The organism is Streptomyces sp. NBC_00045, assembly GCF_045041095.1.
Classification (GTDB): domain Bacteria; phylum Actinomycetota; class Actinomycetes; order Streptomycetales; family Streptomycetaceae; genus Streptomyces.
In genome coordinates, this window is sequence record NZ_CP108271.1 from 6,380,715 (window position 1) to 6,394,742 (window position 14,028).

The 14,028-nt window shown below is 72.4% G+C and carries 14 protein-coding genes; 2 read left to right on the forward strand and 12 right to left on the reverse strand.

Going from position 1 to position 14,028, the window contains the following annotated elements:
• Positions 1 to 15: 15 nt before the first annotated feature.
• The 11 genes from OHA65_RS29635 to OHA65_RS29685 form a co-directional block, all read right to left on the reverse strand.
• A complete protein-coding gene (locus tag OHA65_RS29635; protein WP_329314948.1) occupies positions 16 to 1,143 on the reverse strand; it encodes an aliphatic sulfonate ABC transporter substrate-binding protein in 1,128 nt (375 codons plus the stop codon).
• A 210-nt stretch (positions 1,144 to 1,353) separates the two neighbouring features.
• A complete protein-coding gene (locus OHA65_RS29640) occupies positions 1,354 to 2,706 on the reverse strand; it encodes a GTP-binding protein (RefSeq protein ID WP_327279244.1) in 1,353 nt (450 codons plus the stop codon).
• A 2-nt stretch (positions 2,707 to 2,708) separates the two neighbouring features.
• Complete coding sequence (gene cysD / locus OHA65_RS29645) at positions 2,709 to 3,647, reverse strand: sulfate adenylyltransferase subunit CysD (RefSeq protein ID WP_327279245.1); 939 nt, start codon at positions 3,645 to 3,647, stop codon at positions 2,709 to 2,711.
• A complete protein-coding gene (gene cysC / locus OHA65_RS29650) occupies positions 3,644 to 4,189 on the reverse strand; it encodes an adenylyl-sulfate kinase (RefSeq protein WP_327279246.1) in 546 nt (181 codons plus the stop codon). The genes cysD and cysC overlap by 4 nt, the downstream gene beginning before the upstream one ends.
• Positions 4,190 to 4,239: 50 nt before the next feature.
• The gene (locus tag OHA65_RS29655) at positions 4,240 to 4,947 is read right to left on the reverse strand and encodes a phosphoadenylyl-sulfate reductase (protein WP_327279247.1); all 708 of its coding nucleotides are present in this window, start codon (positions 4,945 to 4,947) and stop codon (positions 4,240 to 4,242) included.
• Positions 4,944 to 5,123, reverse strand: a complete 180-nt coding sequence (locus OHA65_RS29660; RefSeq protein ID WP_327279248.1) for a hypothetical protein — start codon at positions 5,121 to 5,123, stop codon at positions 4,944 to 4,946. Before OHA65_RS29660 ends, OHA65_RS29655 begins: the two co-directional genes overlap by 4 nt.
• The gene (locus OHA65_RS29665; RefSeq protein WP_327279249.1) at positions 5,120 to 6,811 is read right to left on the reverse strand and encodes a nitrite/sulfite reductase; all 1,692 of its coding nucleotides are present in this window, start codon (positions 6,809 to 6,811) and stop codon (positions 5,120 to 5,122) included. The genes OHA65_RS29660 and OHA65_RS29665 overlap by 4 nt, the downstream gene beginning before the upstream one ends.
• Before the next feature lie 216 nt (positions 6,812 to 7,027).
• Positions 7,028 to 7,111 (reverse strand): putative leader peptide, encoded by an 84-nt coding sequence (locus OHA65_RS29670; RefSeq protein WP_351782709.1) that lies wholly within the window; start codon positions 7,109 to 7,111, stop codon positions 7,028 to 7,030.
• Between the two features lie 654 nt (positions 7,112 to 7,765).
• On the reverse strand, positions 7,766 to 8,329 hold the full coding sequence (locus tag OHA65_RS29675; RefSeq protein WP_327279250.1) for a GNAT family N-acetyltransferase: 564 nt from the start codon (positions 8,327 to 8,329) through the stop codon (positions 7,766 to 7,768).
• A 5-nt stretch (positions 8,330 to 8,334) separates the two neighbouring features.
• Positions 8,335 to 9,600: a GAF domain-containing protein gene (locus OHA65_RS29680; RefSeq protein ID WP_327285835.1), complete on the reverse strand. Its 1,266-nt coding sequence runs from the start codon at positions 9,598 to 9,600 to the stop codon at positions 8,335 to 8,337.
• Between the two features lie 344 nt (positions 9,601 to 9,944).
• On the reverse strand, positions 9,945 to 11,600 hold the full coding sequence (locus OHA65_RS29685; RefSeq protein WP_327279251.1) for an acyl-CoA dehydrogenase family protein: 1,656 nt from the start codon (positions 11,598 to 11,600) through the stop codon (positions 9,945 to 9,947).
• A gap of 17 nt (positions 11,601 to 11,617) precedes the next feature.
• Here OHA65_RS29685 and OHA65_RS29690 point away from each other — a divergent pair, with 17 nt between their 5' ends.
• Both OHA65_RS29690 and OHA65_RS29695 read left to right on the forward strand, forming a co-directional pair.
• Positions 11,618 to 12,739 (forward strand): YihY/virulence factor BrkB family protein, encoded by a 1,122-nt coding sequence (locus tag OHA65_RS29690; protein ID WP_327279252.1) that lies wholly within the window; start codon positions 11,618 to 11,620, stop codon positions 12,737 to 12,739.
• 112 nt (positions 12,740 to 12,851) lie between these two features.
• On the forward strand, positions 12,852 to 13,577 hold the full coding sequence (locus OHA65_RS29695) for a helix-turn-helix domain-containing protein (protein WP_405762723.1): 726 nt from the start codon (positions 12,852 to 12,854) through the stop codon (positions 13,575 to 13,577).
• On the opposite strand, the gene OHA65_RS29700 is transcribed toward OHA65_RS29695, so the two are convergent.
• Positions 13,520 to 13,909: a VOC family protein gene (locus OHA65_RS29700; protein ID WP_327279254.1), complete on the reverse strand. Its 390-nt coding sequence runs from the start codon at positions 13,907 to 13,909 to the stop codon at positions 13,520 to 13,522. The genes OHA65_RS29695 and OHA65_RS29700 overlap by 58 nt on opposite strands.
• Positions 13,910 to 14,028 lie beyond the last annotated feature (119 nt).

Genomic DNA, 14,028 nt, shown 5'->3' on the forward strand with positions numbered 1-14,028 from the left:
CGTGCGTGCGGGGGGTTACTTGGCGCCGAGACCGGCGTCGGAGACCTCGGGCTTGCCGGCCGCCTTGAGGACCTTGTTCAGGAGCGACAGGTCGTAGATGCCGGCGAGGTCGGGCTGCTCGATGAGCTTGGCCTTGACCGCCCAGTCGGACTCGGTCTTCAACGTGGTGGCCAGCGGGTCGTCGGTGACGAGGATGCTCTTCCAGGCCGGGTCGATGACCGCGGGCTCCAGCTCCTTGCCGCCGAGCGTCTTGAGCGCCGCGTTGGCGGAGGCCTTCGCCTTGTCCGGGTTGGCGTTGATCCACTCGTTCGTCTTCACCGTGCCGCGCAGCACGGCCTCGACGACGTCCGGGTGCTCCTTGAGGAACTTCTGCGACACGATGACGTTCGTGATCACGAACTTCTTGTCGGGCCACAGGTCGGTCTCGTCGAGGAGGATCGAGGCGCCGTCGGAGACGAGCTTGGACGCGGTCGGCTCGGGAACCCAGGCTCCGTCGATCGAGCCCTGCTTGAAGGCGTCCGGGGTCACCTTGTTGTCCGTGCGGACGACGGAGACGTCACCCTTGCCGGACTCCGGGTCGACCTTCCAGCCCTTCTCGGAGATCCAGTTGAGGAACGCGACGTCCTGCGTGTTCCCCTTCTGCGGGGTGGCGATCTTCTTGCCCTTGAGGTCGTCCAGGGTCTTGATCTTGTCCGGGTTCACGACGAGCTTCACGCCGCCGGAGGCGGAGCCCGAGATGATCCGCAGGTTGCTGCTCTTGGACTTCACGTAGCCGTTGATCGACGGCGAGGGGCCGACGAACCCGATGTCGAGAGAGCCGCCGTTGAGGGCTTCGATCTCGGACGGGCCGGCGTTGAAGGTCTGCGGCTTGATCGCGGTGCCGCCGAGCTCCTTGGCGATCAGGCCCTCCTGGATGCCGACCAGCGCGGTGGCGTGCGTCAGGTTCGGGAAGTACCCGATGCGGACCTCGGGGGCGGAGAGCTTCTTCGCGCCGGCGGCGGGGGCGGCCGACGCGTTCGCGTCGTCCTTCTCGGCCTGCGAGCCGTAGCCGCACGAGGCGAGCGCGCCGATCAGGAGCGGCAGGGCGGCAGCGGCGGCGATACCGCGGTGCAGGGACTTGCTGGTGATACCGGTGGCAGGCACGGAGGGTTTCCTCTCACAGCGTCATCTCATGACGCAGGTCTTCGTCTGTGGAGCAGGGTCGGGTACGGCTCGTGGGGGGTGAGGGCGCGCATGCGGTGCGCGTACGTCATCGCGCACATCGCGCCACCCCTCCCTGGCCGCTGCCGAGGCGGCCGCTGCCTACGCGGCCGCCTTCCTTGGCGAAGGTGGAGTAGATGTCGCAGGACATGGTTAGAAGTCCCACCCTTCGTCATCGCCCTGGACCGCCCGTTCGGCGGCCTTCGAGGCGAAGGACTCGCCGGCCATGCCCGCCGCCAGGGTCGTTCCGTCGGCCGGGTCGATCAGCAGGAAGGACCCGGTGCGGCGCGAGTCGGCGTACGCGTCGAGCGCGAGCGGCTCCGCGGTCCGTACGACGACGCGGCCGATGTCGTTGGCCACCAGCTGCCCGGGGTTCGGGTGCTGGGACAGGTCGTCCAGGGTCAGCCGCGAGGGGATCTCCTTGACGATCGCCTTGACCGTGCGCGTGGTGTGCTTGAGCAGCACCCGCGCGCCGACGGCCAGCGGCTGGTCGGCCACGTGGCAGACGGTGGCGACGACGTCCTGCGTGGTGGCCGGGGCGCTCGCGGACGGCGCGATCAGATCGCCGCGGGAGATGTCGATGTCGTCCGCCAGACGGACCGTCACCGACTGCGGGGCCCAGGCGATGTCCACCGACTGGCCGAGCGCGTCGATCCCGGCGATGACCGAGGTACGGCCCGAGGGCAGGACGGTGACGGCCTCGCCGACGCGCAGCACGCCGGAGGCGATCTGTCCGGCGTAGCCGCGGTAGTCGGGGTGCTCGGCGGTCTGCGGGCGGATCACGTACTGCACCGGGAAACGTGCCGGGCAGGCGGTGAGGTCGTGGCTGACCGGGACGGTCTCCAGGTGCTCCAGCACCGTCGGGCCGCCGTACCAGTCCATGTGGGCGGACGGCTCGACCACGTTGTCGCCGGCGAGCGCCGAGATCGGGATCGCGGTGATCTCCGGGACGCCCAGGTCCGAGGCGTACGCGGTGAACTCCTCGGCGATCGACGCGAAGACCGACTCCTCGTAGCCCACCAGGTCCATCTTGTTGACGGCCAGGACCACGTGCGGGACCCGCAGCAGGGCCGCGACGGCGGCGTGCCGGCGGGTCTGCTCGATCACGCCGTTGCGGGCGTCGACCAGGACCACGGCCAGGTCGGCGGTGGAGGCGCCGGTGACCATGTTCCGGGTGTACTGCACGTGCCCCGGGGTGTCGGCGAGGATGAACCGGCGCCGGGTGGTGGCGAAGTAGCGGTACGCGACGTCGATGGTGATGCCCTGCTCCCGCTCGGCCCGCAGGCCGTCGGTGAGCAGCGCCAGGTCGGGGGCGTCCTGGCCGCGGTCGGCCGACACCCGCTCGACCGCTTCCAGCTGGTCCGTCAGGACCGACTTGGAGTCGTGCAGGAGTCGTCCGACCAGCGTGGACTTGCCGTCGTCGACGGAACCGGCGGTCGCGAAGCGCAGCAGCGTGGTCGCTGCGAGGTCCGCCAGGTGGGCGCCCTGCTCGGTGGTGGAGGTCATTTCTAGAAGTACCCTTCGCGCTTGCGGTCTTCCATCGCGGCCTCGGACATCTTGTCGTCGGCGCGGGTCGCACCCCGCTCGGTGAGCCGGGAGGCGGCGATCTCGGTGATCACGGCGTCCAGCGTGGTGGCGTCGGAGTCGACGGCACCGGTGCAGGACATGTCACCAACGGTGCGGTAGCGGATGAGGCGGGTCTCGGTGGTCTCGCCCTCCTTGGGACCGCCCCACTCGCCGGCCGTCAGCCACATGCCGTTGCGTTGGAACACCTCGCGCTCGTGGGCGAAGTAGATCTCCGGCAGCTCGATGCCCTCGCGGGCGATGTACTGCCACACGTCCAGCTCGGTCCAGTTGGACAGCGGGAACACGCGCACGTGCTCGCCCGGCGCGTGGCGGCCGTTGTAGAGCTGCCACAGCTCGGGGCGCTGGCGGCGCGGGTCCCACTGGGAGAACTCGTCGCGCAGGGAGAAGACGCGCTCCTTGGCCCGGGCCTTCTCCTCGTCGCGGCGGCCACCGCCGAACACGGCGTCGAACTTGAGGCTCTGGATCGCCTCCGTGAGCGGGACGGTCTGCAGCGGGTTGCGGACGCCGTCGGGGCGCTCGCGCAGCTTCCCGGCGTCGATGTACTCCTGGACGGAGGCCACGTGCAGGCGGAGGTTGTGCTTCGCCACGGCCCGGTCGCGGTAGTCGAGGACCTCGGGGAAGTTGTGCCCGGTGTCGACGTGCAGCAGCGTGAACGGCACCGGCGCCGGCGCGAACGCCTTCAGCGCCAGGTGCAGCATCACGATGGAGTCCTTGCCGCCGGAGAACAGGACCACCGGCTTCTCGAACTCGCCCGCCACCTCGCGGAAGATGTGCACGGCCTCCGATTCGAGGGCGTCGAGGTGCGACAGCGCGTAGGGCGCGTCGGTCTCTTCGTGCAGGTGAGCGACGGTGGCCGTCATGCCAGACCCCTCTCGGTGAGCAGCGCGTGCAGGGCCGAGGCCGACTCCTGCACGGTCTGCGTGTGCGACTCGATGCGCAGGTCCGGGGACTCCGGAGCCTCGTACGGGTCGTCGACGCCGGTCAGACCGGAGATCTCGCCCGCCGCCTGCTTGGCGTACAGGCCCTTCACGTCACGCTCGGAGCAGACCTCGACCGGGGTGGCCACGTGGACCTCCAGGTACGAGGTGCCCTCGGCGGCGTGCCGCTTGCGGACGGCCTCGCGGCTGTCCGCGAACGGCGCGATCACCGGCACGAGCGCCTTGACGCCGTTGCTCGCGAGGAGTTCGGCGACGAACCCGATCCGCTGCACGTTGGTGTGGCGGTCCTCCCGGGTGAAGCCCAGGCCGGCGGAGAGGAACTCGCGGATCTCGTCGCCGTCGAGGACCTCCACGCGGTGGCCCTCGGCGCGCAGCCGCTCGGCCAGCGCGTGGGCGATGGTGGTCTTGCCCGCGCTCGGCAGCCCGGTCAGCCACACGGTGGCGCCCTGGTCGCTCACGCTCATCGTTCTCGTCTCCGTCGGTTCTTTGAGAAGCGGTTCTTCGATATCGGTCATCAGCCGTGCAGTCCGCACTCGGTCTTGGCCCGTCCGGCCCAGCGGCCGGCCCGCGCGTCCTCGCCCTGCGCGACACGGCGGGTGCAGGGCGCGCAGCCGACCGAGGCGTAGCCGTCCATCAGCAGCGGGTTGGTCAGGACACCGTGTTCCGCGACGTACGCGTCCACGTCGTCCTGCGTCCAGCGGGCGATCGGGGAGACCTTGACCTTCTGCCGCTTCTCGTCCCAGCCGACCACGGGGGTGTTCGCCCGGGTGGGGGACTCGTCGCGGCGCAGGCCCGTCGCCCACGCCTCGTACGCGGTCAGACCCTCTTCCAGCGGCTTGACCTTGCGCAGCGCGCAGCACAGGTCGGGGTCGCGGTCGTGCAGCTTCGGGCCGTACTGCGCGTCCTGCTCGGCCACCGACTGGCGCGGCGTGAGCGTGATGACGTTGACGTCCATCACGGCCTCGACCGCGTCGCGGGTGCCGATGGTCTCCTCGAAGTGGTAGCCCGTGTCGAGGAAGACCACGTCCACGCCGGGGAAGGCGCGGGAGGCCAGGTGGGCGACCACCGCGTCCTCCATGGACGAGGTCACGGCGAACTTCTTGCCGAAGGTCTCGGCCGCCCACGTGAGGATCTCCAGCGGGGACGCGTCCTCCAGGTCCCGGCCCGCCTGCTCGGCCAGCGCCTTGAGGTCGCGCGTCTCCACTGCCTGACTCGTCGTCATATCTGGTCCCCTCCAGCGGTATCGGACTGAACGCCCCGGGCCAGCAGCCCGAGGTACTTCAGCTGGAAGGCTCGGTTGCAGGCCCTGCATTCCCAGGCGCCGTGACCCGTCTCGTTCGGAAACAGGTCCTCGTCACCGCAGTACGGGCAGTGGAACGGGGCCGCGCGCTCGCTCACGAGAGGTCCTCGTCCTTCGCACGGGTCACCCACGCGGCGAAGCGCTCGCCGTCCCCGCGCTGCTCCTGGAAGCGCGTGACGACCCGCTCGACGTAGTCGGGCAGACCGGCCGCGGTGACCTTGAGGCCGCGGACCTTGCGGCCGAAGCCGGCCTCCAGGCCGAGTGCGCCGCCCAGGTGGACCTGGTAGCCCTCCACCTGGTTGCCGTCGTCGTCCAGGACCAGCTGGCCCTTGAGACCGATGTCCGCCACCTGGATACGGGCGCAGGCGTTCGGGCAGCCGTTGATGTTGATGGTCAGCGGCTCGGCGAACTCCGGCAGGCGGCGCTCCAGCTCGTCGATCAGCGAGGCGCCGCGCGCCTTCGTCTCGACGATGGCCAGCTTGCAGAACTCGATGCCGGTGCAGGCCATCGTCCCGCGGCGGAACGGCGACGGCTCGACCCGCAGGTCCAGTGCCTCCAGCGCGGCGACGACGGAGTCGACGCGGTCCGCCTCGACGTCGAGGACGATCATCTTCTGTTCGGCGGTGGTGCGCAGGCGGCCGGAGCCGTGCTGCTCGGCGACGTCCGCGATCTTGGTCAGGGTGGCACCGTCGACGCGGCCTACGCGGGGCGCGAAGCCCACGTAGAACCTGCCGTCCTGCTGGGGGTGCACGCCGACGTGGTCGCGCCACTGGCCGCTGGGCTGCTCGGGCGCGGGGCCGTCGGTCAGCTTGCGCTTCAGGTACTCGTCCTCCAGGACCTGGCGGAACTTGGCCGGGCCCCAGTCGGCGACGAGGAACTTCAGCCGGGCGCGGGTGCGCAGGCGCCGGTAGCCGTAGTCGCGGAAGATCGAGATGACGCCCTCGTAGACGTCCGGGACCTCGTCGAGCGAGACCCAGGTGCCCAGGCGGACGCCCAGCTTGGGGTTGGTGGAGAGGCCGCCGCCGACCCAGACGTCGAAGCCGGGGCCGTGCTCGGGGTGCTGCACGCCGACGAACGCCACGTCGTTGATCTCGTGCGCCACGTCGAGCAGCGGCGAGCCGGAGACCGCGGACTTGAACTTGCGGGGCAGGTTGGAGAAGTCCGGGTTGCCCACGATGCGGCGGTAGATCTCGTCGATGGCGGGCGTGCCGTCGATGATCTCGTCCTGGGCGATGCCGGCGACGGGCGAGCCGAGGATGACGCGGGGCGTGTCACCGCAGGCTTCGGTGGTCGACAGGCCGACGGCCTCCAGGCGGCGCCAGATCTCCGGGACGTCCTCGATCCGGATCCAGTGGTACTGCACGTTCTGGCGGTCGGTGAGGTCGGCGGTCCCGCGCGCGAACTCCTGCGAGATCTCGCCGATGACGCGGAGCTGCTCGGTGGTCAGCCGGCCGCCGTCGATGCGCACGCGCAGCATGAAGTACTTGTCGTCCAGCTCCTCCGGCTCCAGGATCGCGGTCTTGCCGCCGTCGATCCCGGGCTTGCGCTGGGTGTACAGACCCCACCAGCGCATGCGTCCGCGCAGGTCGTTGGGGTCGATCGAGTCGAAGCCCGTCTTGGAGTAGATCGTCTCAATGCGTGTCCGCACATTGAGACCGTCGTCGTCCTTCTTGAACTGCTCGTTGCCGTTGAGGGGGGTGTGGTGTCCAACGGCCCACTGACCCTCACCGCGGTGGCGGCCGGTCTTTCGGCGCGCGGCGGCGGGCGTTTCGGGGGTGGCGGCCATGGCGGTACGTCCTTCTTCGGCGGCTCGGTGCAAGGGCAGGGGGAGGGGCGGCGAGTGCCCCTGGCATCGGCCCTGCTGCTGAAGCAGGTGCGGCCGACCGCCGCCCGATTCCGGTTGTGCCGGTGGTCAGGGCGGTGTTCTGCCTTCGGGGGACTGCGGGCTGGTCGCCTCCGCGACGACGCTGTGCGGGGCGCTGTCCGGCGGTGGCTGGTTCCGTCAGCGCGCCGAACAGATGGCACTGGACATGCGGCCGAGGTCGACGTGCCGCCGACTCACCAAGGCAATTCCAGCTCCATTCATGGCGGAAGCGTGTCATGTGCCGATTGGAGGAGTCCACTACTGTCCATAATGCGGACGATGTAGTCCCGAAATGCGAGATGACGTGACGCCGGTCACGCAGCGGGGGAGCGCGGGATCCGGCCGCCGCTCCGCGCCCACGCTACCCGCCACCCCGCGGGGCGGCGCCGGGGCCGAGGGCGGAGGGGTCCCGGGGACCTCGGGGTCGCAGCGGTGTCGGCGTGGCGGTGATCCCGGCGCCGCCCCGGGGGCCCTCCCGTCGGAACCTCGCCGGCGCACGGCCCGCCGACGTGGTGGCCCGGGAACCGGCCGCCAGGGCGGTGCGCTGCGCATCGGCCCCGTGATGTCCGACGTGACGATCCCCCGGCGCTGCATTCGGGGGCCGCCGTGGTGCGGCCCCGTGCGCGACCGCCCGCCCCGTCCCCTGCGCCGGTCGACATCGGCGTCACAAACGCGGCCGGCCGGCCCGCCCGCCTTCCCGCGGCCCCGCCGCACTCTCGCGAACACCGCCGGCGCCGCATCCGGTCCCCGGTCCTTCGGACAGCCACCCGCCGGGGGTCGGGCGGGACGCCGAGCGGCGCGCGGGGCCCGCAGGCACGCCGCGGGGAGCGTGACGGGCCCGGCCCCCGCGTCCCCGCGCCCCGGATGCCGTACCGGCTACGCCCCCGGCCAGGGGCCCGGCGTCAGGGTGGCGGCCTTCTCCTCCGTCTCCGTCTTGAACACCTTGAAGCCGCGGCGCAGGTAGTTGTCCATGGCCGTCGGGCCGTCCTGGCTGCACGTGTGCAGCCACACCCGCGCCGTCTCCTCGCGTCCCGGCCAGCGGTCGGCCAGGGACCACGCCGCTTCGACGCCCAGCGTCAGCAGGTGGCCCCCGATGCGGCGCCCCCGGAAGTCCGGGAGCAGTCCGAAGTACATGATCTCCACCACGCCGTCGTCCTGCGGGTCCAGCTCCACGTACCCCGCCGGCGTGCCGCGGTCGTACGCCACCCACGTCTCCACGCCGGGACGGTTCAGCTGCTCCACCCACTGCGCACGGGTCAGCGACAGCCGGTCCGTCCAGTGGATGTCACCGCCCACCGAGGCGTAGAGGAAGCGGCTGAACTCCGGCGAGGGGAGCTCCGCCCGCTGGACATGGATCTCAGGCCCTGGGACGGCGGCCCGGACCAGGTCCTGCGGCGAGGTCATTTCCAGGGACCAGGTGGTGAGGGTGATGGTGCTCATGCAGGTCAGGGAATCACGGCCGACCCCGAGCGGCCCAGGCGGGCCTTGATCACAGCCGGCGCCGTGGAGTGGGGCAGCAGCGCCGCCGGGTCCTGCGGGCGGATCAGTTCCACCTCGACGTCGTCCGCGAAGCGGTACGGGCGGTGCGTGAGGACCCCGCCCAGGTGCCGCCGGACCCGGGACAGCTCCGCCCGGACCGTCACCGTCCGCGTCGGGTCCCCGAACAGCTCCGCCGCGAGCTCCGCGGCCGACCGCCCGCGCGGGCCCTCCGCCAGCAGGAAGAGGAGCTCCGCGTGGCGCGGGCTCAGTTCCCGGGACCAGCTCCCTGCGGCCCCGTACACCGTCGCCGACCACGTGCGCGGACGGCTCAGGTCCAGGACGACCCGGCTCGCCGCCGTCGCCGTCCCCGGTGCCTGCGCGACGCGCAGCAGCCAGCCGCCCGGCAGCGGCTCCACCACGCAGTCCCCGAGCTGCGGCACCCACACCCGGCCGGGCCCGAACCCCTTCGGCAGCGGGACCCGGTCCGTCGGCGCCAGGCCCGTCACGGCCGCCGTCCAGCCGTGCGGGTCCACTGCCAGGGCCTGCCCCGGCAGCCTGGCCAGCAGCGGCGCAGCGACCGCCCGCAACCGCTCCAGCGACTCCAGGTGCCGCACCCGCAGCTCCCGCTCCGCGAGCCGGGCCACGGCGCTCACCCACGCCAGGGTGGCCGGGTGCATGGTGGCCAGTGGCCCGCTGACGTCCACCACGCCCAGCAGCTGCCCGTCCCGGGGGTCGCGCACCGGCGCCCCCGCGCAGGTCCACTCGTGGTGGCTGGAGACGAAGTGCTCCGCCGAGAACACCTGCACGGGCTGGCGGGCCACCAAAGCGGTGCCCACCCCGTTCGTGCCGACCACCGCCTCGGCCCAGTCGGCGCCCACCGAGAACCCCAGCCGGTCCGCCTTGCGCAGGATCGACGACGCCCCCTCCCGCCACAGCAGCCGCCCCTCCGCGTCGGCGACGACCATGATGTGCAGTGTCGCGTCCAACGCCGGCAGCAGCCCCTCGCGCAGTACCGGCAGGACCTCCCGCAGCGGCGACACCTGCCGCCGCTCCTCCGTCTCGGCCGCCGACAGCATCCGCGAGCGCGCGTCCCGGTCCGGGTGCACCCCGCGGGCCAGCATCCGGCGCCAGGACTCGGCGATCTCTGGCCGGGGCTCCGCCGGCGGCCGGTCCCCGGCCAGCGCGGCCGCCCGCACCCCCTTGAGCAGACGCGCGGCCTCCCGCGCGTCCATGGCCGAGATGCGTGCCACATCGACCGTGCTGCCTGCGGTGTGGGCCACCGGAACCTCCCCGTGTGGAACAGGACGTACGAGGGAACCGCCCGCGCCGACCGCACGTGCCTTCCCCGGGCACGCACGGCGGACGGTTCCGACTCAGAGGGTTGCAACGGTATGCAACTCTCGCCAAGTCCCGGTCACCCGACGGAAACTGTCCGGACGTCGCCTCGCGACGTGACAGCTCCTCCTCGGGGCTTTCGGTTCAGGGGTGGCGCCGAGTCGGCGCGGCGCCACTCCTGCTCCCGGTCGACGGGTGCCCGGATCCCGGCTCGGACCTGTTTGGGGACAGGGCCCGGAACCTAGCCCGCGATCCGCGCCCGTTCGACCAGCGCAGCCAGTCCCAGGGTGTGCGGCAGCGTGCCGAAGGCCGACCCCCGGTCGCCGCCCAGCCGCGAGGCGCAGAACGCGTCCGCCACCTCCGGCGGCGCCCAGCGCACCAGCAGCGACCCCTGGAGCACCAGCGCCATGCGCTCCACGACCCGGCGCGCCCGCGCCTCGATGCCCTCTAGGTCCGCGAGCTCCGTCAGCAGCCCCTTGATGGCCGAATCCAGCCGGTGGTCGGCGCCCCGCGCCCGCCCCACTTCCTGGAGGAACGCGTTCAGCGCCTGCGGCTCCCGCTGGAGCGCCCGCAGGACGTCCAGGGCCTGTACGTTGCCCGAGCCCTCCCAGATCGAGTTCAGCGGGGATTCGCGCAGCAGCCGCGGCAGCCCCGACTCCTCGACGTAGCCGTTGCCGCCCAGACACTCCAACGCCTCCGCCACCATCGGCGTACAGCGCTTGGTCACCCAGTACTTCGCGGCGGGCACCGCGATGCGCAGGAAGGCCCGCTCCTGCTCCGTCCCGGCGTCGTAGGCGGCCGCCAGGCGCAGCGCCAGCGTCGTGGCCGCCTCCGACTCCAGGGCGAGGTCGGCCAGCACGTTGCGCATCAGAGGCTGCTCGATGAGCCGTGCTCCGAAAGCAGAGCGGTGCTCCGCATGGTGCACGGCCTGTGTCAGCGCCTGCCGCATCAGCGCCGCCGAGCCCAGCACGCAGTCCAGCCGGGTCGCCGCGACCATGTCGATGATGGTCCGCACCCCCCGCCCCTCCTCGCCGACCCGCCGCGCCCACGTCCCGTCGAACTCCACCTCGGCCGACGCGTTCGACCGGTTGCCGAGCTTGTCCTTCAGCCGCTGGATCGCGAACGCGTTGCGCGTGCCGTCCGGCAGCACCCGCGGCACCAGGAAGCAGGTCAGCCGGTCCTTCCCGGCCGACGCCGCCTGCGCCAGCACCAGGAACCCGTCCGACATCGGCGCCGAACAGAACCACTTGTGCCCCGTCAGCAGGTACTCGCCCGTCGCGTCCAGCGGCTTCGCCACCGTCGTGTTCGCCCGTACGTCGCTGCCGCCCTGCTTCTCCGTCATCCCCATGCCGAACAGCACGCCGGCCTTCTGCGCGGGCGGCCGCAGCTCCTCCTCGTACACGTGCGAGGTCAGCCGCGGCTCCCACTCGGCGGCCAGCTCCGGGTCCGCCCGCAGTGCCGGCACGGCCGCGTGCGTCATCGACAGCGGGCAGCCGTTGCCCGCCTCGGCCTGCGACCAGACGAAGAACCCGGCCGCGCGGCGCAGGTGCCCGGCCGGCCGGCCCCACGCATCGGTGAGCCCGGCGCCCACCGCGTGCCCGAGCAGCCGGTGCCACGCCGGGTGGAACTCCACCTCGTCGATCCGGTGTCCGTACCGATCGTGCGTACGCAGTTTCGGAGGGTTCTCGTTGGCCTGCGCGCCCCATCCCTGGGCCTGCGCCGAGCCCGCGGACCGCCCGAGTTCCGAGAGCTCCTGCCGCACCTCGTCGAGGAGTTCGGGCGCCGAGGCCGACAGGTGCCGCTCCACGCCCTCGCGCAGGGCCCGGTCGGTGCCGTAGACGTCGTAGCCCACCAGGGGCGGGGCCTGATTGATGACGGTGTGGGTGGTGGCTGCCATGCGGATACCGTAAGGACGTGCAGCCAGCAAACGAAACACCCGAGCGGGTCCCCGGGCGGCTCCATCGGGCCCGCGCCCTCTACCGCAACGTCTCCAAGCGCAAGATGGCGTGGCTGCTGCTGAAGGACACCGTCAATTCGTGCATCGAGTACCGGATCCTCGGCCTGGCGGCCGAGGCGGCGTTCTTCACGCTCCTGTCGCTGCCGCCGCTGTTCCTGGGCCTGCTGGGCCTGCTCGGGTACGTCGACGGCTGGACGGGCGGCACCTTCGTGGCCTCCATCGAGGAGAACATCCTGCGCGCGGTCGGCACGGTGCTCTCCGACCGGGGCGTCAACGAAGTCGCCAAGCCGATGCTCGACGACGTGACCCGCGGAGGCCGCCCCGACCTGATCTCCCTCGGCTTCGCCTTCGCCCTCTGGTCGGGTTCGCGGGCCGTCAACGTCTTCATCGACACCATCACCGTGATGTACGGGCTCGACGGCCAGCGCGGCATCGTCAAGACGAGGCTGCTCGCCTTCCTGCTGTACGTGGTCGCACTGGTGATCGGCGCGATCGTGCTGCCGCTGATGGTGGCCGGTCCGGACGCCGTCGTCCGCTGGGTGCCCTGGAGCACCGAAGTGATCGCGGTCCTCTACTGGCCGACGGTCACCCTGCTGTCCATCGCCTTCCTGACCACGCTCTACCACGTGTCCGTACCCGTGCGCTCCCCGTGGATCGAGGACGTGCCGGGCGCGCTCGTGGCGCTCGCCATGTGGGTGCTGGGCTCGTTCCTGCTGCGGATCTACCTCACGAACACCGTCGAGGGCCCGACCATCTACGGATCGCTGGCCGCGCCCGTCGCCGTGCTGCTGTGGATCGGCGTCTCGGCCTTCGCGGTCCTGGTCGGCGCTGCCGTGAACGCCGCCATCGACCGCGTCTGGCCGTCCGTGGCCACCGCCGCGGCCCGCGAGGCCAACGAGCGGGCCCGCGAGGCCGAGGCCGCGCAGCTGATCGCGCGCGCCGCAGCCTGGCGGGCGCTGGCCGAGGGCGAATCGGAGGACGACGAGGAGGGCGACGCCGGGATGCCCTCCGAGTTCCCGGAGCGGTGGTCGAACTTCCTGCCGCCGGAGGACTACTCCTCCCGGCTGCGCAAGCACTGACGGCCGGCACCGGCCGCCGGCACTGACCGCCGGGCCCGTGACCGCCGGGCCCGTGACCGCCGGGCCCGTGACCGCCGGGCACCGGCCGCCGGGCCCGCCGTAGCCTGGTGCCGTGTACGAGGAACGGCTGTCCCCGCTGGTGCCCGGCGCGATCGTGTGGCGGCGCTCCGGGGCGCCCGGCGGGCCCGTGCTGCCCGACGGCTGCATGGACCTGCTGTGGGTCGGCGGACGCCTCCTCGTGGCCGGACCCGACACCGGACCCCACCCCGCCGCAGAGGTCCCGGGCGGGGTCTTCACCGGCCTGAGGTTCGCCCCCGGTACCGCGCCCGCACTGCTCGGCGTACCGGCGTACGAGCTGCGCGACCGGCGGGTCGAGCTGGCCGACCTCTGGCCGGGGCCGGAGGTGCGCGGCCTCGCCGAGCGGATGGGCGCGTACGAGGACCCCGGCGCGGGGCTGGAGCGGCTGGCCCGCAGCCGCGCGGCCCGGAGCGCGCCCCCCGACCCCCTCGCCGCACGGGTGGCGGCCGGGCTCCGCGCGGGGGAGTCGGTGGCCGCCGTGGCCGCGGCGGTCGGCCTCGGGGCGCGCCAGCTGCACCGCCGCTCCCTCGACGCCTTCGGCTACGGACCCCGCACCCTCGGACGGGTGCTGCGGCTCCAGCGGGCGCTGGAGCTGGCCCGGCAGGGGATGCCGCAGGCCGAGGTGGCCTACCGGGCCGGATACGCCGACCAGGCCCACCTGGGCCGCGAGGTGCGGGCACTGGCCGGGACCACCCCGGGGGCCTACGCGGCGGCGAACAGCGAGACGCCGCAGCCGTCCGGGTCGCGCACGACGGCGTAGCGCTGCCCCCAGAAGGCGTCCCAGGGCTCCAGATGGCCCTCGTACCCGGCGTCCGTCAGTTCCGCGTACACCGCGTCCACCTCGGCGGGGGAGTCGCACAGGAACGCGAGCTCCCGCCGCCCGTCCCCGGTGGGGCGGGTCCAGGACGGGTCGAAGGAGCGGACGACGTCCTCCGTGTCCCAGGCGATGCGGAGCCCGCCGGGGAGGACGGCCTCCACGTGCGGCTGCTCCTCCGCCCCGGCCGGAACGTCCAGGCCCAGACGGCGGTAGAAGGCGAGCGAGGCGGCCATGTCGGAGACGACCAGGCCGATCAGATCGATTCGGGGAGTCATGCGCCCAGGCTAGGAGCCGCCGGATGCGCCGGTCTTGAACGAATCGGACACGTGCCGGTGGCCGACGGCGGCGCGCTGCGGAAGCGTCCGGAAAAAGAACTGGCATGCGCCGGATCGCA

Bases quoted from the DNA above. Each gene is read 5' to 3' on its own strand.
- OHA65_RS29640 (WP_327279244.1), bottom strand. From the start codon at position 2,706: ATGACCTCCACCACCGAGCAGGGCGCCCACCTGGCGGACCTCGCAGCG.
- OHA65_RS29665 (WP_327279249.1), bottom strand. From the start codon at position 6,811: ATGGCCGCCACCCCCGAAACGCCCGCCGCCGCGCGCCGAAAGACCGGC.
- OHA65_RS29655 (WP_327279247.1), bottom strand. From the start codon at position 4,947: ATGACGACGAGTCAGGCAGTGGAGACGCGCGACCTCAAGGCGCTGGCC.
- OHA65_RS29675 (WP_327279250.1), bottom strand. From the start codon at position 8,329: ATGAGCACCATCACCCTCACCACCTGGTCCCTGGAAATGACCTCGCCG.
- OHA65_RS29685 (WP_327279251.1), bottom strand. From the start codon at position 11,600: ATGGCAGCCACCACCCACACCGTCATCAATCAGGCCCCGCCCCTGGTG.
- OHA65_RS29700 (WP_327279254.1), bottom strand. From the start codon at position 13,909: ATGACTCCCCGAATCGATCTGATCGGCCTGGTCGTCTCCGACATGGCC.
- OHA65_RS29670 (WP_351782709.1), bottom strand. From the start codon at position 7,111: ATGAATGGAGCTGGAATTGCCTTGGTGAGTCGGCGGCACGTCGACCTC.
- cysC (WP_327279246.1), bottom strand. From the start codon at position 4,189: ATGAGCGTGAGCGACCAGGGCGCCACCGTGTGGCTGACCGGGCTGCCG.
- OHA65_RS29680 (WP_327285835.1), bottom strand. From the start codon at position 9,600: ATGGACGCGCGGGAGGCCGCGCGTCTGCTCAAGGGGGTGCGGGCGGCC.
- cysD (WP_327279245.1), bottom strand. From the start codon at position 3,647: ATGACGGCCACCGTCGCTCACCTGCACGAAGAGACCGACGCGCCCTAC.